Genomic DNA, 16998 nt, shown 5'->3' with positions numbered 1-16998 from the left:
CGGAGGAAAGACGCATGGCAAGAACAAGAAAAACCATTACGCTGGATGAAAAGATAGAAAAGGCACAGGCAGATGTCGAGAGAACGAAGGCCGGATATGACGCGGCGGTCCAAGAACTGAGGGCTTTTCTTGATAAGAAAGATGCCCAGAGGAAGCAGGAACTGGTGAAAGCGGTGGATAACAGTCCAGGGTCATTCGATGAGATCATGGCATTTTTGAAAGCGGAGGAGTAATCGATGACTTTATCACGGGAAGATGGAGAACTGTATTATAAGACTATGGCTGCCGCTGCTCGACTTTGTGAACAGGAAGTATCGTATTAATCGTAAACGGAAGAGCATTGCAACAGCAAAAGAACCGGATCCGGCAGAAGTGAAAGAGGTGGCGAACAAGCTGTGGTCTGATGTCACAATAATAGATGCCTATCTGAAGGAAAGGTTTTACGGAGCTCCCATGCCGCTATTGCTGGAAGCGACTTTTATGCCATTCCGGGATGTTATCATATCAGATGGCCTGGTGATGCCTTACAACATCCTTGTTGGGGGCGGCATGAAACGAATGTTTAAGGACGTATATATGACTGCAAAAAAGAGCGGCCGGATTCACCAGTCGCTCTAAGAAATCAGTTTGAGTGAGAAAAAATTAGGAAGTACAGGTTGAAGCTGGAAATAACCATATCAGACTGTGAAAATTTAGTGCGACGAATTCTTCGTAAAATTCATCGAAATATCTTGAGCAGCTGATTTATGCATGCTAATATGTCTGTAAAGATGAAGCAAAGAAAGGATGTGATTCTATGGCAGTTATAAATCCTGTTTCCGATCTCAGAAATTATAATTCTGTTTTAGAAAACGTATCCATTGGCTCTCCTGTTTATCTTACAGTCAATGGCAGAGGCAAATATACAATCCGAGATATTGCAGAAGATGATGAATTCGAAAAGACGAAAGCTATGCTTCGCCTTATGTGTGAATTGAACGAGGGAAGACGTTCCGGAGAAGAAGAGGAATATGTGTCTGTTGAGGATGTTAGAGCACATTTTCATGGTAAGCGCAGATGAAGTATCATGTAGAATATTCTCAGGTGGCAATCCGAGATCTTGATCGAGTCTGGAACGAAGTATTTGAAGCGTCCAAGGATTATGAAATAACGCAGAAGTATCTGGATGACTTAATGGATAAGGTTGAAGCGAAAGCAGATCATCCGAAGTCCGGAGCTCCTCTGTACTATCAGGATCTATTTACTGGTTACTACTTTGTTGTATTTAAGGCGTATCTGGCCTTTTACCGAATGGATGGGGATAAGATGCTTGTTGATAGAGTGTTGTTTGCAGCAAGCGACTACATGAGATATCTTCACCTCGGAACTGATAAATAGGATAAGTGCGGGATGGCAACAATTTGGGCCGCCAGCATAATGGTGTAAATATACATGGAAAATGTATCAAATAATATGTTTTGAAATCCTGAAATGTAGCAGGAAAGAACGGTTTGTAGAAAACAAGCAGTCGAATTTGAACAATGGAGACACTCTGAGAAAACCTGTAAAATAAGGAATTGCGGAGGACATGTGAGAAAAATTCTGTAATTGCTGTCACCAATTATTCGGATACGGCGCAGAATTTATCATTAAGCTTCGGAACATTTGCGGTTGAACCGAAGAGAATAAAGGCAATGCTGGATGGAAAGGTGATATCCGATTCCGTGTCAGGGGAGCAGGCAGTGACAGAGCCATTTGAACTGCAGCCGGGTGAGATCAAATATGTATATTTATATTCTGACGGCAATCTTAATATTGTGGACGGCCTGACTGTGGGGATTGAGCTCTTGAATTATGTCATGGTGTTGTATCAATAGTAAAATAAAACCCATAGGAGGGATCACGAGGGCGATTGTCATTGCACAGCGGATGATATGAATGAAATGTGAAAAGAGCAGGGGCTTGCGGAACTGTGTGTTCGGCAGGAACCCTGCTTTTTCTGATTTTCTGCGCCATACGACTGCGGCACTCATAAATCTGCATCGATCAGTTCCGGATTTCAGCATCATTTCAGTTTGGCCTGCTATATTACACACTAAAGTTTGCAGATGGAGAGGTACAGTGTGAAAAATCACGCTGATGCGCTGATTTGCTCTGTGAACGAAAGGTGCTGTTACGTAGTGGGACGGCATGAGACGCGAAGCGGCTCACATCCCTGCGCGCCAGCGCAGGGATGTTGCACACGCTATTTGTGCCGAAGCTCAAATAGCCCCCATCGCAATCGCAAAAAGACGCTTCGGCGTGGGAGATTAACATGGCTGACAATATGATGTTTCTGGATATGGATAACCTTGCGGAAAGCTCCGGAGAGGGAGACGGGGAAGACGTAATGCTCGATCTTTCATCCAATGGACAGAGATATCATTTATTATACCATTGCAACGGAAGTCTTGGCTTCCAATCCGGCATCCGGTATGGGCGGCATGTTCGGCGGCGGTATGCAGGGCGGCGCGCCCTCAGGCGGAGGTCTCCAGTGAGGCAGGCTATGGCTGAAGAACGAGCCCACCGGTTCGCTGGATCAGAAGACCGGCGCCCAAGTTATGAATCTGTTCAACGAGCTGAGCAGAATCATTATGATTACGCATGAGACCAAGATCGCGGCACATGCCGGGCGCATGGTCAAGATCTTAGACGGCGTAATCAGCGAAGGAGAACTTGCCGATGCGTAGCCTGTCCATTGTTAAGCAGAGCATAGAGATGGTGCTCTCTAATATCAAAAGCAATAAGATGCGTTCGTTCCTGACCATGCTTGGAATTGTCAAGATTCTACCGCCGGGATACCGCGCATTCGAGCAACGGGAGCTATGGCCTCGGACTGGCGCTTTTGGATGCGATCATTCGGCAGCACAGAGGAAAGGTATCTGTCGAATGCAAGGAGGGAAAGAATACGTTCTGCGTGGAGCTGCCGGTTTTGTAGAGTGTGAAATAAGCGGGATAACAGCCGGTATGGGTTAACACAAACACAGCAGGAGGCGTCGGGAAATTCTGCTGGACAAATCGGATGGATGCGTTTATTATATTAGCATATTATTATATAATAATAAAAAGGAGAAGAAAATGGAGATGAGTCGGACATACCGTGAGGAAATAAAGCAGAAAGCAGAGCTGCTGCGGGCTATCGCGCACCCGGTTCGCCTGTGCCTTGTCCGAAAGCTGTATGAGCACGGCAGATGCAATGTGACGTATTTTATGGACTGCATGGACACGAGCCAGTCGAATATCAGTCAGCATCTGGCAAAAATGCGCAGTCTGGGCGTTCTGGATTGTGAGAAAGAGGGCCAGAACGTTTATTACTTTATTAAAAATGAACAGATAAAGAGAATTCTGTCGGTTATGTTTGATGAGGAGGGAGAGGAAAGATGAAGATCATTATTGTAGGCGGTGTTGCGGGAGGCGCCACGGCGGCGGCCAGACTCCGGCGGCTGGATGAAACGGCGGAGATCCTCCTGCTGGAAAGAGGGGAATTTGTTTCCTTTGCGAACTGCGGTCTTCCGTATTATTTGGGAGGAACGATCAAATCAAGGGATGCTCTTTTTGTATCCGATATTCCGTCGATCACCGGCAAATACGGCATTGAGATCAGAAACTTCTCGGAGGTGACGAAGATTCGGCCGGAGGAAAAGACCATCGAGATCGCGGACAGAAAGAACGGCAGAGAGTACACGGAGCCGTATGATGTGCTGTTGCTTTCTACCGGCTCGACTCCTTTTGTGCCGGAAATTCCGGGCAAAGAGGCGGAAAATGTGTTTACGCTCTGGAATATTCCGGACACGGACAGGATCTATCGCTTTATAGAGGAGAAGCGGCCGGGGAAAGCGCTGGTCACCGGCGGAGGCTTTATTGGAATCGAAATGGCGGAGAACCTGCATGACAGAGGGATGGAGGTGACGCTGGCGGAGTTCGCCGGGCAGGTGATGCCGCCGTTTGATCCGGACATGGCAAAGCTGCTGGAAGACCATATGAGAGCAAAGGGAATCCGTCTTCTGCTGAATACCGGGCTGTCCGCCGTGGAGGGAAGCGGAAAAACCGCCGTCATGAGCGACGGCAGCAGGGTGGAGACCGATATGATTCTGCTCTCAGTCGGCGTGCGGCCGAATTCTGCGCTCGCGAAAGAAGCGGGCCTCGCCGTCGGACAGCGGGGCGGCGTGATTGTCGATGAGAGAATGAAGACCAGCGACCCCTCGATTTACGCGATCGGGGATATGATTGAGATCGTGAACCCGCTCACCGGCGGCAAGGGAATGGTTCCTCTGGCGGGGCCTGCCAATAAGCAGGGCCGGGCTGTGGCAGCGAATATTCTGGGAATGAAAGCCGAGACCTACGACGGGACGCTTGGAACCAGCGTGGCCAAGGTCTTTGACATGACGGCGGCCTCGGTCGGCCTCAATGAGAAAGCGCTGAAAGCGGCGGGGAAAGTTCTTTGGAACGATTACGGAATCGCACTCATTCATCCGATGTCTCATGCCGGATACTATCCGGGCGCGGCGCCCATGACCTTAAAGCTGCTCTTTGATATGGCAGACGGGAGGATTCTGGGCGCGCAGATCGCGGGCTATGACGGTGTGGACAAGAGGATCGACACCATCGCCTCCAGCATTCATTATCGGGGAACGGTGTATGATCTGACCAAGCTGGAGCTTGCGTATGCGCCGCCGTATTCCTCTGCCAAGGATCCGGTGAATATGGCGGGATATGTCGCGTCGAATATACTGGAGGGATTGACGGAACCGATCACATGGGAAGAATATGAGGCCGGAAAGGATTCCTTTACGCTGATCGATGTGCGGGAAGAAGCGGAGTTTGCCATGGGAACCATAGAGGGCGCACTGCGGATGCCCCTGACCTCGCTGCGCAGCAGACTTGGCGAGCTGGATACATCGACAAGCTATGTCGTATACTGCGCGGTCGGTCTGCGGGGGTATCTGACCGAGAGAATCTTAAAGCAGGCCGGATTTACCGTGAGAAATCTTCAGGGAGGATATCGGACCTTTGGCGACAGAACAAGAAGCGACAAAGCAGGAGATGGAAAAAACGCCGGAGGAACGGGCGGATTAGGAAGAGGGAGCGCAGACGCACGGCGCCCGGCTTCCACAGATCAGGATAAGCTGAAGAGCGGAGAGCAGCAATCCTTTCATCTGGATGCCTGCGGACTGAGCTGCCCGGGACCGATTGTGAGGGTGTCCAAAAGAGTCGCTGCGATGCAGGAGGGAGAAATTCTGAGCGTCGAAGCGACGGACCCCGGGTTTGTCAGGGATATCGAAAGCTGGTGCGACAATACCGGAAATACGCTTCTGGATACGCAGGAGGACAAGGGAAAATTTACCGCCAAAATACGAAAAGGCTGCGGAGCTGCGGTTTGCGCCGGGGAAGCCGGGATGGACACGCGCAAAGAAAAGACCATGATTGTCTTTGACGGAGATCTTGACAAGGCCATCGCGGCCTTTATCATCGCGACAGGAAGCGCCGCCATGGGCAATAAGGTCAACATGTTCTTTACGTTCTGGGGACTGAATATCCTGAGAAGACCGGAAAAGACAGCGGTGCAGAAGGATCTTGTCGGAAAGCTCTTCGGCATGATGATGCCGAGAGGCTCCGGGAAACTCGCGCTTTCCAAAATGAACTTTGCGGGTCTGGGCTCCGGGATGATGCGCGCGGTGATGAAAAAGAAAGGCATCGCATCGCTGGAGGAGCTGATCGCGGAGGCGCGGGATGCAGGGGTGAAGCTGACCGCCTGTCAGATGTCGATGGATGTGATGGGCATCACCCGGGAGGAGCTGATTGAGGGCGTGGAAATCGGCGGGGTCGCGTCCATGCTGAATGATAACGACCACTCCAATATGAATCTGTTTATATGACGAAGGGCGGGGCTGCCGTTTTGCCCTTTCGCGGGCGATATTTCACCCGGTCTGCTCCGTCGCTTTCTGCGATATGGGGATCAGGATACGGAGCTTGAACCAGCCGCCGGACGGCAGGAGCTGCAGCTGGCCGTCGTAGCTTTGGATCACGTGCTGTATGCTCCTGAGCCCGTAGCCGTGGAGCGCGGTGTCCTTCTTGGAGGTCTTCGGGAGGCTCTCCTCCGGGAGGGCAGAGCCCTCGTAGTAGTTCTCGAACACCAAGCGGAGAACGCTATTGTCTTTCGAAATTTTAGCGTTGTACAGCTGGAGGCTGTGGGCGTACAGCATACAGCATACAGACGCCGGCAAAATCGGTCAGCGCACGTATTCCGAACATGGCTTCCGCGACAGGTCTGGCCATATTCTGACCGGAGGTGATGCCGAGCCCGCTTGCCACGTAGCTGGAGAAGACGATGGCGGCTGCGGCGATGAGGCTCGGAGCAGGAATTTTGCCGTAGTCTCCGTTTAAGGATCCGCTCCCGGAGACGAGGAAGAACGCAAGGAGGATGGCTGCGTAGCAGACCGCCGCGCAGATCGCCGCAGGAAGAGAACGCGGCGCTTCGGGGCAGAGCCAGAACACGTTCAGAAACCATGAGACGGAAGCCATAAATTCGGCGAACGCAAAGGCCTGTGCGGAAGCGTAGAGGATATGATACAAAAGCCTCCTATGATACGATGAGCTGGGTGTTGCGAGCCTAACTCAAAGAAATAGGAGGCGGTCCAAATGGACAGTAAAAGTTTATCACACACGAAATGGAAGTGCCAATACCATACTGTGTTCAGTTTCTTTCCTTACAAGAGGGTATGGTTTATTTCAAACATAGGTTATAGGTTACTGTAAAACAACGGTTGCTGTAAAAGAAAGCTAAAAATTGCTCCTCAAAGCCAAATAGAATCCTGATCCACCGGACTGTTCCCCGTATAATTAAACCCTGACAGAGCTCAAGCCTGTGCGGGAGGTGCCAGGACATACAAACGGGATACAAAATGGCCGAGACAGATTGCTGGAAGCGCCTATTATTTCTTCTCTCTCCGGGTGGAGCCGCTTGGTGCTTTTCTTTGCAATTCTGCTTGGCCATTATGCTGATTCTTTCCAATACTGGTCATGATCGGCTGCACACTTGCGGCGGTCGGAGGCCTGCTCAATTGGATCGCCAAAGACAATCTTATACTGCTGGCGGCAGGTGCCGTTATCACCGGCATGAGGTATCTGCCCATCAGCTATCTGCTCGGCCTGTTCATCATTGAATGTGCCGATTATAATGAATGGCAAAATCGACCGCGCATGGAAGACACGGTCAGCAGTGTTACCAGTCTGGCCGGCAAGATCGGCAGTGCATTCGGAACCTTTATTCTCGGCATCATGCTCAATGCCGCACACTTTGACGGAATGGCTACCGTGCAGATCAGTTCGGCCCTCCGTATGATCCGATTTCTGTATGGGCCTGCAATCACCGTCTTTTATTTGTTCATTCTCTTTACGCTGAGTTTTTACAAGCTTGATATAAAAAAGAACCAGATTTCAGAAGACCTTGCTGCCAGGCACGCGGCGAAAGAACTTGCGACCGCGCGAACTTCAGCCAATTCTTGAGTTCAGAAAGGAGAAAACAGATGGCACTGTATCATCCCGCAAACGATCCCTATTTCAGCGAACCCTATATTGATGTGGAGGAAGAGCGCCTGTCGCCGGTCCCCCACATCTATGTGCACGGCGGTTTCCGGGGGACCGAGCTCGACGGTACGAATGAGGTACGTTTCTGTTTCTACTTTCCCGATAAGGAAGCCTATGAGGACCGCTTCTTCCAGTACGTTTCTCCCGCGCCGGAGGACGAGCATGAATCTGAGCGTTTATGCGGCGAGGACGACAAAATCTCTTTCTGCCTGACCCACGGCGCCTACTATGTTGTCTCCAATCAGGGAGGCTTCGTGGTCGGTCACGATCCGTCCCGCCTGTACAAATCCAGCTCCGCTTCCGCCGAGTTCAGCCGTGAGGTCGCCAAGCGTCTGTATCAGACGGACGAGCGGCCTTTCGGCTACATCTTCGGCGGCAGCGGCGGCTCGTTCAAGACCATGGGTGCGATGGAAGCAACCGAAGGGATCTGGGACGGCGCGGTGCCTTATGTCATGGCTAATCCCGTGGCCGCGCCGAACGTCTTTGCCTCGCGTCAGCGGGCCGCCCGCGTGTTGGGTGAGAAAGGGCTGCAGAAGGTCATGGCCGCGATGGAGCCCGGCGGCTCCGGCGACATCTACGAAGGGCTCGATGAGCTCCAGAGGGCCGCACTTCGCGAAGCGACCGCGATGGGTTTTCCGGAAAGGGCATGGTTTTGCCACCCCTTCATGGGAGATGGCGCACTGATGGTGCTGGTTCCTTCGGTCTACCGGCTGTTCCCGGCATATTTTCAGGACTTCTGGGAGAAAGAAGGTTATGAAGGCGCGGATCCCGTGAGCGACGCTATGCGCGACCGGATGCAGCATGTCACGACTGTTAAAGAAGTGATCTACGAGGAGGAAAGGGTTCAAAAGGAAGAGGAATTCACCAGCGTAGACAACAGCTGGTTTAATACCCTTCTCGGAGGAGAACCTCTCCCCCAAATACGCATGAATGATCTCCCTCCAGAGGGATCGTATCAGTACCACTGTCGTCTGCGTGTTCTTTCCGGAGCCTGTAAGGGGGCCGAAATTAACATTGCCGAGATCAACGGCGATCTCATCACGCTCCATCCCGAAAACAACGGCGCGTGGAACGTCAATCCCTTTAGGGGGCTTGCCATTGGTGACGAGATCATGGTCGACAACTCCGACGCGATTGCGATGCAGTTCTTTCATCGTCACCAGATCCCGGATAAAAGCTATGAGGTTTACGACCAGTTCCGGGACGAAGAGGGCAGGCCTATCCCCGCGCAGCTTCCCATGCTGATCGCCAAGTCCATCGCGACGAGCGGCGCCGGGCTGCTGATTGACGGCGATATCCACGGCAAGGTCATCGGCCTGTGCTCGCTGCTGGACGAAAGCGCTTATCCCTGGCATGGCGACTGGTACCGCAAAGCAGTCGCACGCCATGGAAAGTCCGAGAGCTTTCGTCTGTATTACCATGATAACAGTATTCACGACGACCGCGCGGGTTATCTGGATGATCCGCAGCACCAGGTCGATTACCTCGGAACATTGCATCAGGCGCTGCTGGACGTGGCGGCATGGGTGGAAAAAGGGATTGAACCGCTGCCGACGGTGAACTATACCGTGAAGGACGGCCAAGTGAGCGTACCGGCGACAGCTTCTGAGCGCGGTGGAATGCAGCCGGTCGCGGACGCACTGGTCAGCACCGCGGATCAGCCTGCCGGGGAAAAGGTGATTGCTGCCGTTGGAGAGATCGTGCGCTTTGAGGCCGTGATCGAGGTGCCTGCCAACGCGGGCCGGGTGACAAAGGCGGCTTGGGATTACGAGTGCACGAACGATTGGTCACACTCGGAGGAACTGCACAGGATACCCGCGAACGAGGGAACAGCGGATCGGGTGATCGTGGAGACGAGTCACATATTCTCCGAGCCGGGTCTGTATTATCCCTGCCTTAAGGTGCAGAGCAACCGCAAGGGCGATATTTCGGATATTTTCACCCAGTGTAGGAATCTGAAACGCGTGTGTGTGGAAGTCCGCTGAACAGCTTCTGATGGATTCTTTGCCGGATCTGATGAGAGGCAGCACCGGTTATGAAAACGGCACCGATCTCAGAGCCGAGCAGCAGCGCCGGAAAGTATTGGGGCTTGACAGGTATCCCAAGACGAAGCCCAGTCTTGAGGACGCGCATCGCGGCTTCTTTCATACCAAAATACCTCATTTTCGTTGTTTTTATCGAAAAATGCGTATGCTAAAAAGACCTGAAACGGGATGTTTCAGGTTAAATGCAACATATGGCGGTGTTGCGGTAACTCTGACAGGTCAGCGGTGTTTCACCAGCTCCGGTGTCAGCATGACCTCGTTTCCAGCGATGCGTTTTAGTCCGAGCAGGAGGAAGAAATCTTCCGGCAGAACCGTCATCGCAAGCTCATAAGGGCACTTTCCAAAGAGGGACTTTCTTGCGTAGCTGTTCACGTGATTGGTCAGCCGTGTCATGTCGGACTGTGCGACACACGCAAGAGAAGAGACTTTCGGGATCACGCTGCGAAGCAGCTTATGATTGTTCTCGCATTCGCCTTTCTCGTCGGAACGATTGGGCTCGCAGAAAAATACGTTTGTGCGCTGCCCTCCAAAGAGGGAGCGTTCCATGCCGCTTATGTCCGTAAACTCGTGCCCGTTGTCCGCAAGGATCATCGGGAAGCAGGCGGAGAAGAGATTCTTTCCCAGAGAGGCTTCGATCTTGTCCGGTGTGTTCACAACATCGGCGGCGGTATGCTTTTCAAGGATGAAAGTGAGCTGCATATGGAACGATACGAAATGCAGAGTAAGGATAGCGGCTTTGTCCGTCTGCCGTTCCTCTACGCAGTTTATCTGGATAACAGGAGTATCATGCTTCTGTATGCAGGCAAGGCAGTCAGAGTACAGGTGACCGGCCTTGGATAAAGGAGGCAGAGGGTGTGGTATTGGTTTCCTGCGGGGGCTGCGCTTAACGGCCTCGGGCAGGTCGATGCTGCGTACCCCGAGTTCCCCGCGGCCGATGAGACGCCGGAGGGTGGACTCGCTGATGGGGAGGATATCCCTGTTGTTTTGCACAATGTGGCAAATGGACTGTCCTTTTTTCACAAGCGGGCTGACAAGCTGGTCGATCTGGCGGAACTGCCCGGCGGTAAGGTCAAAGTCGTTTCAGGAGTTTGTGAGAGAGTCCCGGTATTGTGCGTGTGCTTTCCCGGCGTCATAGAGGTGCCGCTGATAGTGACAAAGTCCTTTTTGGGGACAGGCGTTGCAGAGAGGCGTTGACCGGTTTAAGAGGGGGTCACAGAGGGCCTTTTCATAGTCCGGACAAGTACGCTTTCGCTTTGGGACAGGTCTTGTACTTTTTCCTGCAGCCCCCGGCTCCGCAGACGTGATGCATCGTACAGGTGCCGGAATGGAGACAGTCACAATGTCGCGAGGAAAGAATGACCGTATATTTTTTTAGCTCCCGAGAAATCGTGGAGGGGGCCTTGCCGAGCCGGTCTGCGATATAGCGAAAGAAGAAGCCCTCCTGCAGGAGGGCTTCGATGCGGATGCGGTCATCCTCGGAGAGGTGGGCCACTTTGTTCATTGACATAAAACTCCTTTCTGAAAAATGGGTAAGTTAAATGTCAATAGCAGAGGTCAAAACCCTGCGGAGGAACGTTGACACTCCACTCCGGAATTTGTATAATACTGTGCAATCTGTGCGGAGAGCCGAGCTGGAAATGTGGGAAAAGCGCATGAAAGCGGCGCTTTGTATAAACGGCTTCTGCGGATATGGCGATGTCATGTGTGCGGATTCGGGTGAGTATGGGAGTGTATACAAATCATGGATGAAATGATAGAAAAGAAAACAGTTCTGACCTATGAGGGCCTGCGGAAATATGAGGATGAGCTTCATAACCTCAAGGTCAACCGGCGGCAGGAGGTCGCACAGAAGCTGAAAGAGGCGCGCGCACAGGGCGACCTTTCCGAGAACGGCGAGTACGACGCGGCCAAGGACGAGCAGAGAGACATTGAGTCCCGCATCGAGGAGCTCGAAAAGCTCCTTAAGAACGTCGAGGTTGTCGTCGAGGACGAGGTTGAGGTCGATAAGATCGGTGTCGGCTGCAAGGTCCGCCTGCTTGATATGGAAGAAAAAGAAGAGATCGAGTATAAAATTGTCGGTTCTACCGAGGCGGACAGCATTCGCGGCAAAATTTCCAATGAATCTCCGGTCGGCCGCGCTCTTCTGGGGGCAAAGGTCGGACAGACCGTGACGGTCAGCAGCCCAGCGGGGAGCTTCCAGTACAAGGTTCTCGGAATCGACAGAAGCGGCAACTGATACAGAAGCGGTTCTGAAGCGAATCTGTTCCAAGACAAGCGAATATAAAACAGACAGATACAGAGCGGACAGATATAAAGCAGGCAAATATTTAAGTGTATTAATTAAAGAAGATATATAAAAGAGGATAAGACGTGGCAGAGCAGAACAACGCGCAGAACGGAAATCAGAGTGCGGTGCCGGTCGATATGAATCAGCTTCTGGCCGTGCGCTATGATAAGCTGAGGGAACTCAGGGAGGCGGGCAAGGATCCGTTTCAGATCGTCCGCTATGACCAGACCCATCACAGCGCAGAGATCAAAGCACATTACGAAGAACTCGCCGGAAAGACGGATGGCGAGGGCAATGTGACCGAGAAGCCGGCGGTGCTTTCCATTGCCGGACGTCTGATGTTCAAGCGCATTATGGGCAAGGCATCTTTCTGCAATGTGCAGGACCGGGATGGCAGCATTCAGGTCTATGTGGCCCGCGATGCCATTGGTGAGGAAAGCTATAAGGAATTCAAGCGCATGGACATCGGCGATATCGTCGGTGTGAAAGGCTATGCGTTTACGACAAAAACCGGAGAAATCAGCGTACATGCCGGGGAGCTGACGCTTCTGGCCAAGTCTCTGTACCCGCTTCCGGAGAAATTCCACGGTCTTCAGGATACGGATACCCGCTATCGCCAGCGGTATCTTGATCTCATTATGAACCGCGAGAGCGCAGAGACGTTCCGCAAGCGCTCGCAGATTCTCAGGGAGATCCGGAATTTCCTTGCGGCAAGAGATTTTATGGAGGTCGAAACGCCCATGCTGGTCCCCAACGCCGGCGGGGCGGCGGCGCGTCCGTTTGAGACGCATTACAATGCGCTGAATGAGGATGTGAAGCTCCGCATTTCGCTGGAGCTCTATCTGAAGCGCCTTATCATCGGCGGCTTTGAGAGAGTGTTCGAGATCGGACGCGTTTTCCGGAACGAGGGAGTGGATACCCGCCATAACCCCGAATTTACGCTGATGGAGCTGTATCAGGCGTATACGGATTACAACGGGATGATGGAACTGACCGAGAGCATGTTCCGGTATCTTGCGGAGAAGGTCTGCGGTACCACGACGATCTATTACGGAGACAGAGAAGCGGGAACAGGACAGGAAATTAATCTTGGCAGGCCGTTCCGGCGCCTGACAATGGTTGAGGCCATCAGGGAGCAGACCGGGATTGATTTCGATGCGGTTCTGACGGATGAAGAGGCAAAAGTGCTCGCGAGAGACCGTGGAATCGAGTTTGAGGAACGGCATAAGAAAGGCGATATCGTCAATCTGTTTTTCGACGAGTTCTGCGAGGATAAGATGATTCAGCCGACGTTCATCATGGATCATCCGATTGAGATATCTCCGCTCACGAAAAAGAAGCCGGACGATGCGGCGAAGGTCGAGCGCTTCGAGCTCTATATCAATGGCTGGGAGATGTGCAATGCCTACTCCGAGCTGAACGATCCGATTGACCAGCGGGAGCGCTTCGCTGCGCAGGACGCGCTGGCGGATGCCGGGGACGCCGAGGCGAACCATACCGATGAGGACTTTCTTCATGCGATGGAGATCGGCATGCCTCCGACCGGCGGCATCGGGTACGGGATCGACAGACTGGCGATGCTGCTGACGAACAGCATGGCGATCCGGGACGTGATTCTGTTCCCGACCTTGAAGTCAACAAGCAAGTAAACCCCAGTAAAATCAAGGGTTTCAAGTGGTAAAAGGAACTTAGGTACCACAAAAGTGCCACAATAGTTCCAATGGTAGATGCAGAACAGTACATGATAATGCATTTACTCCTTGGGTAGTCAATCAAATATTTTGCAAAATTAAGGACACTTTCTAAAAGAGAAATCTTTTGAGAGTGTCCTTTTTGTTATGGTCAAAAATACATTTACAAGGAGGAGATGCCATGAAAACAAGTACAGCGATAGGTGCAGGCAGAGCGATTATGAGAATAACCGTTCCCGAAATGAGACAGAGATTATACCCAATCAGAGGAGGAATGAACGAGTATGTTAAAAGTAAGAGTTTCGGGACCGACCTACGAGCTGAAAGATTATCTGGAACACATGGAAAAAGACAAGGTGTACCAGATCACAAGCCAATCCAAGCCCTTAAAGAATAAGGGTACCAACAAGATCTTCCGAGTATTCTCGGATGTGGACAAAAGAACAAAAATAGAAGCCCGCAAAAGGCAGGGCAACAGATAATACGGAACAGGAGGAACGGTTATGGCTAAAGTAATCGCAGTAGCTAATCAAAAAGGGGGAGTCGGGAAGACAGCGTTGGCAAGCAATTTGAGCGTTGGTCTTGCCATGAATGACAAAAAGGTACTGGTCATTGATGCTGATCCCCAGGGAAATTTAACATCCAGTCTCGGTATAGATAATGCGGATGAACTGGAGAACACTCTTGCTTCTTTCATAGAGCGTGAGATAAATGAGGATCCGATAGATCCTGCGGAGTATATTCTCCATAACGATGAAGGCGTGGATCTCATGCCCTGCAATATAAAGCTTGCCGGTATGGACTATATGATAATGAACGCTCTCAGCAGAGAGCATCTGCTGGATGCTTTTGTATCAAGCGTCAGGGACGAATACGATTATATCCTAATCGACTGTTCTCCCAGCCTTAATCTTGTGACAATCAATGTGCTGACAACAGCGGATTCTGTGATCATTCCGGTGGAGGCATCGTATCTCTCAATGGCAGGTCTTCAACAGCTGCTTGCGTCGATAGGCTCTACTAAGAGAAAACTCAATCGTAAGTTGGAGGTTGAGGGCATCGTTATCAATAAGGTAAATACCCGTACCAACCATGAGAAAGATATAATAGAAAAGCTCCGTGAAGCCTATGGCAGCCAGATAAAGGTATTTGATGTGATGATACCGGAGTCTGTAAGGGCAAAGGAATGTACTGCATACGGACACAGCATATATAAGCATGATCCTAAGTGCAAGGTCGCAAGGGCGTTTGAAGAACTGACAAAGGAGGTGCTGGCGTATGGCTGCTAAGAAACCACTTCCGGACAGGGTACAGCTAAAAGGACTGGATTCTCTTTTTGGTATTGATCAGGAGCAGACCGGACAGGTGCTTGATGTTCCGATCAGAGAGCTTTTCCCATTTCAGAATCATCCGTTTAAGGTCTTGGATGATGAAAAGATGGCTCAGACAGTTGAAAGCGTCCGTGAGAACGGTATCCTCGTACCGATCATGGTTCGTAACAGACCTGAAGGCGGCTATGAAGTGATATCCGGTCACAGGCGTAAACATGCGGCTGAGATAGTCGGACTGGAGACGGTTCCTGTTATCATAAGGGATCTGACAGATGATGAAGCTGTGATTGCGATGGTGGACGCTAATATCCAGAGGGAAGAGATTCTGCCGAGTGAGAAGGCGTTTGCTTACAAGATGAAGCTTGATGCCTTAAAACATAAAGCAGGAAGACCATCTAAAGAAAATTTGCGCCAAGTTGGCGAAAATTATCGGTCGTATGATTTAGCGGCAGAAAACTCCAATGACAGTGCAAGGACAATTCAGAGGTACATTCGCCTGACAGAATTGCTCCCTGATTTGTTGGAGCTGGTAGACAGCAAAAAGATAAAATTTAACCCAGCAGTCGAGTTATCCTATATCACTCCAAATGAGCAGTTTCTTCTATTGGAAGTGATGAAAGAGGATGATGTTGTTCCTTCTCTTTCTCAGGCGCAGCAGATAAAAAAGCTCTCACAGGAAAAACGCTGCACAAAAGAAGCACTCCACGCTCTGTTGGCGGTAGCCAGTATTAAGGAAAGAAATGTTGTCATTAAGCATGAAGTGATTATGCAGTATTTCCCCGCAGAGGCAAGCGATGCAGAAATTGAGAGTCTGATCGTAAGACTCCTTGCAGATTACCGTAAGACGCATGGAGGTGTGTAAAATGCCAAAGTTCGATTACGATTACTATTCTGGTGCAGAAAGTGAACAATTCCGATTCTTGAAGATACCGAAAGTGTTTTTCGAGGATCCTGATTACTTGGATTTAGGTCTAGCAGAATGCATCCTGTATGGTTTTCTACATGAGCAGGTTGCATTTTCAAAGCAGAACGGATGGGTTGATGAGGCAGGAAAAACCTATGTCATAAGATCACTGGAATCCATACAGAAACTGCTTCATGATTGCAGTGCTGATAAAGCAAGGTCAACTCTGAAAAATCTCATAGAATTTGGACTTATCGAGAAAAAACGCAGAGGGCAGGGCAAACCGGATATCATTTATGTGAAGAATTTTGTCAGCAAGAAGTCGGAAAAATCGTACTCTGAAGAAACGGATGATTGTGGAAAACTTTTTTCTGAAACAGGAAAAACCGAAGTCTTGAATGATGAAAAACCAATCTCTAGAGATGGGGATTTCCTTGTTCTTGAAGTGGGAAATTCCGCACCAATAGATCCTAATAATTATTTAAAAAATATTATTGAGCCTAATCATAATCTTATCCAGGTTACTGGTAATACTACAGAAGCGGCTTCGCCTGTGGATAACTCAGGATGGGATGAGGATGTGATACATGAAGACATAGAGCAAATCAAAGCAAATATTTATTACGACGAGATGTCTGCAAGATACAGAGCAGAATATAACAGCCGATTTGACGAATTGTTTGAGGTTATGGTTGATCTTGTAGCCGGGAAAAGGGAATCGCTGAATATCGGAGGGACAGAGTATCCCCAATGGCTTGTTCGCAAAAGAATCTTATCACTGACAGCAAGCCATGTTGAGTATGTTATGGGGATGATAGCCGAGAACCTCGGTAAGATACACAATATGCGAAAGTATATGATTGCATCACTCTTTAATGCGCCTACAACGATGGATAATTACTTCACACAGCTTGTCCATCACGATATGCACACAGAGGAATGGTACGAGATGTCTCAGAAGATGGCACGTCAAAGAGAGGATGAGAGAAACGCACAGATTCAAGAGCTGTGCGAAACGTTGTGCATAAGTTATCGTTGACAGCGATAGCGAACAGCACCATGTGAATGCACTTAGTAATAAGAAAAGTTCACAGAGAACTTGAATCTCAAATCAGGGGTGAAAGCCCCCTGCCAT

The 16998-nt window shown here is 50.5% G+C and carries 22 protein-coding genes; 18 read left to right on the top strand and 4 right to left on the bottom strand.

All coding sequences use genetic code 11. From position 1 onward, the window contains the following. The first annotated feature begins 14 nt into the window (after positions 1-14). The 8 genes from E0E20_RS00105 (at position 15) to E0E20_RS00070 (ending at position 5894) form a co-directional block, all read left to right on the top strand. Entirely contained in the window at positions 15-233 is a 219-nt protein-coding gene (locus E0E20_RS00105; RefSeq protein WP_130836055.1) for a hypothetical protein, read from the top strand. A gap of 22 nt (positions 234-255) precedes the next feature. Next, on the top strand, positions 256-618 hold the full coding sequence (locus E0E20_RS00100; RefSeq protein WP_130836054.1) for a hypothetical protein: 363 nt from the start codon (positions 256-258) through the stop codon (positions 616-618). A 178-nt stretch (positions 619-796) separates the two neighbouring features. Continuing rightward, the gene (locus E0E20_RS00095; RefSeq protein WP_130836053.1) at positions 797-1060 is read left to right on the top strand and encodes a prevent-host-death protein; all 264 of its coding nucleotides are present in this window, start codon (positions 797-799) and stop codon (positions 1058-1060) included. Next, entirely contained in the window at positions 1057-1377 is a 321-nt protein-coding gene (locus tag E0E20_RS00090; RefSeq protein ID WP_130836052.1) for a type II toxin-antitoxin system RelE/ParE family toxin, read from the top strand. The genes E0E20_RS00095 and E0E20_RS00090 overlap by 4 nt, the downstream gene beginning before the upstream one ends. Positions 1378-1673: 296 nt before the next feature. Continuing rightward, entirely contained in the window at positions 1674-1856 is a 183-nt protein-coding gene (locus E0E20_RS13790) for a hypothetical protein (protein ID WP_165443903.1), read from the top strand. A gap of 932 nt (positions 1857-2788) precedes the next feature. Then, complete coding sequence (locus E0E20_RS14690; protein ID WP_442911465.1) at positions 2789-2956, top strand: ATP-binding protein; 168 nt, start codon at positions 2789-2791, stop codon at positions 2954-2956. 140 nt (positions 2957-3096) lie between these two features. After that, complete coding sequence (locus E0E20_RS00075) at positions 3097-3402, top strand: ArsR/SmtB family transcription factor (RefSeq protein ID WP_130836049.1); 306 nt, start codon at positions 3097-3099, stop codon at positions 3400-3402. Continuing rightward, on the top strand, positions 3399-5894 hold the full coding sequence (locus tag E0E20_RS00070; protein WP_130836048.1) for an FAD-dependent oxidoreductase: 2496 nt from the start codon (positions 3399-3401) through the stop codon (positions 5892-5894). The genes E0E20_RS00075 and E0E20_RS00070 overlap by 4 nt, the downstream gene beginning before the upstream one ends. A gap of 42 nt (positions 5895-5936) precedes the next feature. Here the strand turns inward: E0E20_RS00070 and E0E20_RS00065 are convergent, their stop codons facing one another. Together E0E20_RS00065 and E0E20_RS00060 are read right to left on the bottom strand one after the other, a co-directional pair. Next, positions 5937-6221 (bottom strand): GHKL domain-containing protein, encoded by a 285-nt coding sequence (locus E0E20_RS00065; protein ID WP_130836047.1) that lies wholly within the window; start codon positions 6219-6221, stop codon positions 5937-5939. Next, positions 6184-6591, bottom strand: coding sequence for a hypothetical protein (locus E0E20_RS00060; protein ID WP_130836046.1), 408 nt, complete (start codon positions 6589-6591; stop codon positions 6184-6186). Before E0E20_RS00060 ends, E0E20_RS00065 begins: the two co-directional genes overlap by 38 nt. 447 nt (positions 6592-7038) lie before the next feature. Between E0E20_RS00060 and E0E20_RS00055 the strand changes: the two genes are divergently transcribed. Further along, entirely contained in the window at positions 7039-7524 is a 486-nt protein-coding gene (locus E0E20_RS00055) for an MFS transporter (protein ID WP_130836045.1), read from the top strand. After that, complete coding sequence (locus tag E0E20_RS00050; RefSeq protein WP_130836044.1) at positions 7521-9590, top strand: hypothetical protein; 2070 nt, start codon at positions 7521-7523, stop codon at positions 9588-9590. The genes E0E20_RS00055 and E0E20_RS00050 overlap by 4 nt, the downstream gene beginning before the upstream one ends. Positions 9591-9869: 279 nt before the next feature. Here E0E20_RS00050 and E0E20_RS00045 read toward each other — a convergent pair whose 3' ends face one another. Beyond that, the gene (locus E0E20_RS00045) at positions 9870-10349 is read right to left on the bottom strand and encodes a hypothetical protein (RefSeq protein WP_130836043.1); all 480 of its coding nucleotides are present in this window, start codon (positions 10347-10349) and stop codon (positions 9870-9872) included. Here E0E20_RS00045 and E0E20_RS13785 point away from each other — a divergent pair, their 5' ends adjacent. Beyond that, positions 10350-10490 carry a hypothetical protein gene (locus tag E0E20_RS13785; RefSeq protein WP_165443901.1) on the top strand — a complete coding sequence of 47 codons (141 nt, stop codon included), beginning with the start codon at positions 10350-10352 and terminating at the stop codon, positions 10488-10490. 12 nt (positions 10491-10502) lie between these two features. Next, a complete protein-coding gene (locus tag E0E20_RS00040; RefSeq protein ID WP_130836042.1) occupies positions 10503-10844 on the top strand; it encodes a hypothetical protein in 342 nt (113 codons plus the stop codon). A gap of 31 nt (positions 10845-10875) precedes the next feature. On the opposite strand, the gene E0E20_RS00035 is transcribed toward E0E20_RS00040, so the two are convergent. Continuing rightward, positions 10876-11157: a helix-turn-helix domain-containing protein gene (locus tag E0E20_RS00035; protein WP_130836041.1), complete on the bottom strand. Its 282-nt coding sequence runs from the start codon at positions 11155-11157 to the stop codon at positions 10876-10878. Between the two features lie 243 nt (positions 11158-11400). Between E0E20_RS00035 and greA the strand changes: the two genes are divergently transcribed. The 6 genes from greA to E0E20_RS00005 all read left to right on the top strand — a co-directional run bounded on the left by greA (position 11401) and on the right by E0E20_RS00005 (position 16902). After that, the gene (greA, locus tag E0E20_RS00030; RefSeq protein ID WP_207302815.1) at positions 11401-11886 is read left to right on the top strand and encodes a transcription elongation factor GreA; all 486 of its coding nucleotides are present in this window, start codon (positions 11401-11403) and stop codon (positions 11884-11886) included. Between the two features lie 134 nt (positions 11887-12020). Continuing rightward, positions 12021-13586 (top strand): lysine--tRNA ligase, encoded by a 1566-nt coding sequence (gene lysS / locus E0E20_RS00025; RefSeq protein ID WP_442911464.1) that lies wholly within the window; start codon positions 12021-12023, stop codon positions 13584-13586. 326 nt (positions 13587-13912) lie between these two features. Beyond that, entirely contained in the window at positions 13913-14110 is a 198-nt protein-coding gene (locus E0E20_RS00020) for a DUF3970 family protein (RefSeq protein WP_130836040.1), read from the top strand. 21 nt (positions 14111-14131) lie between these two features. After that, on the top strand, positions 14132-14917 hold the full coding sequence (locus E0E20_RS00015) for a ParA family protein (RefSeq protein WP_026667042.1): 786 nt from the start codon (positions 14132-14134) through the stop codon (positions 14915-14917). After that, a complete protein-coding gene (locus E0E20_RS00010; protein WP_130836039.1) occupies positions 14907-15821 on the top strand; it encodes a ParB/RepB/Spo0J family partition protein in 915 nt (304 codons plus the stop codon). Before E0E20_RS00015 ends, E0E20_RS00010 begins: the two co-directional genes overlap by 11 nt. A 1-nt stretch (position 15822) precedes the next feature. Then, positions 15823-16902 (top strand): DUF6017 domain-containing protein, encoded by a 1080-nt coding sequence (locus E0E20_RS00005; RefSeq protein ID WP_165443900.1) that lies wholly within the window; start codon positions 15823-15825, stop codon positions 16900-16902. Positions 16903-16998: the final 96 nt, after the last annotated feature.

Origin of the sequence: Lachnoclostridium sp. Marseille-P6806, from assembly GCF_900625025.1 — a bacterium.
Taxonomy (GTDB): Bacteria; Bacillota; Clostridia; order Lachnospirales; family Lachnospiraceae; genus CAG-791.
This window is presented reverse-complemented; position numbering and strand designations above follow the sequence as displayed.

Coding starts and splice junctions, on each gene's coding strand:
- E0E20_RS00055 (WP_130836045.1), top strand. CDS start 7,039: ATGATCGGCTGCACACTTGCGGCGGTCGGAGGCCTGCTCAATTGGATC.
- E0E20_RS00020 (WP_130836040.1), top strand. CDS start 13,913: ATGTTAAAAGTAAGAGTTTCGGGACCGACCTACGAGCTGAAAGATTAT.
- E0E20_RS00090 (WP_130836052.1), top strand. CDS start 1,057: ATGAAGTATCATGTAGAATATTCTCAGGTGGCAATCCGAGATCTTGAT.
- E0E20_RS00070 (WP_130836048.1), top strand. CDS start 3,399: ATGAAGATCATTATTGTAGGCGGTGTTGCGGGAGGCGCCACGGCGGCG.
- greA (WP_207302815.1), top strand. CDS start 11,401: ATGATAGAAAAGAAAACAGTTCTGACCTATGAGGGCCTGCGGAAATAT.
- E0E20_RS00105 (WP_130836055.1), top strand. CDS start 15: ATGGCAAGAACAAGAAAAACCATTACGCTGGATGAAAAGATAGAAAAG.
- E0E20_RS00100 (WP_130836054.1), top strand. CDS start 256: ATGGAGAACTGTATTATAAGACTATGGCTGCCGCTGCTCGACTTTGTG.
- E0E20_RS13790 (WP_165443903.1), top strand. CDS start 1,674: ATGCTGGATGGAAAGGTGATATCCGATTCCGTGTCAGGGGAGCAGGCA.
- E0E20_RS00065 (WP_130836047.1), bottom strand. CDS start 6,221: ATGCTGTACGCCCACAGCCTCCAGCTGTACAACGCTAAAATTTCGAAA.
- E0E20_RS13785 (WP_165443901.1), top strand. CDS start 10,350: ATGGAACGATACGAAATGCAGAGTAAGGATAGCGGCTTTGTCCGTCTG.
- E0E20_RS00095 (WP_130836053.1), top strand. CDS start 797: ATGGCAGTTATAAATCCTGTTTCCGATCTCAGAAATTATAATTCTGTT.
- E0E20_RS00035 (WP_130836041.1), bottom strand. CDS start 11,157: ATGTCAATGAACAAAGTGGCCCACCTCTCCGAGGATGACCGCATCCGC.
- E0E20_RS00015 (WP_026667042.1), top strand. CDS start 14,132: ATGGCTAAAGTAATCGCAGTAGCTAATCAAAAAGGGGGAGTCGGGAAG.
- E0E20_RS00045 (WP_130836043.1), bottom strand. CDS start 10,349: ATGCAGCTCACTTTCATCCTTGAAAAGCATACCGCCGCCGATGTTGTG.
- E0E20_RS00075 (WP_130836049.1), top strand. CDS start 3,097: ATGGAGATGAGTCGGACATACCGTGAGGAAATAAAGCAGAAAGCAGAG.
- E0E20_RS00010 (WP_130836039.1), top strand. CDS start 14,907: ATGGCTGCTAAGAAACCACTTCCGGACAGGGTACAGCTAAAAGGACTG.
- E0E20_RS00005 (WP_165443900.1), top strand. CDS start 15,823: ATGCCAAAGTTCGATTACGATTACTATTCTGGTGCAGAAAGTGAACAA.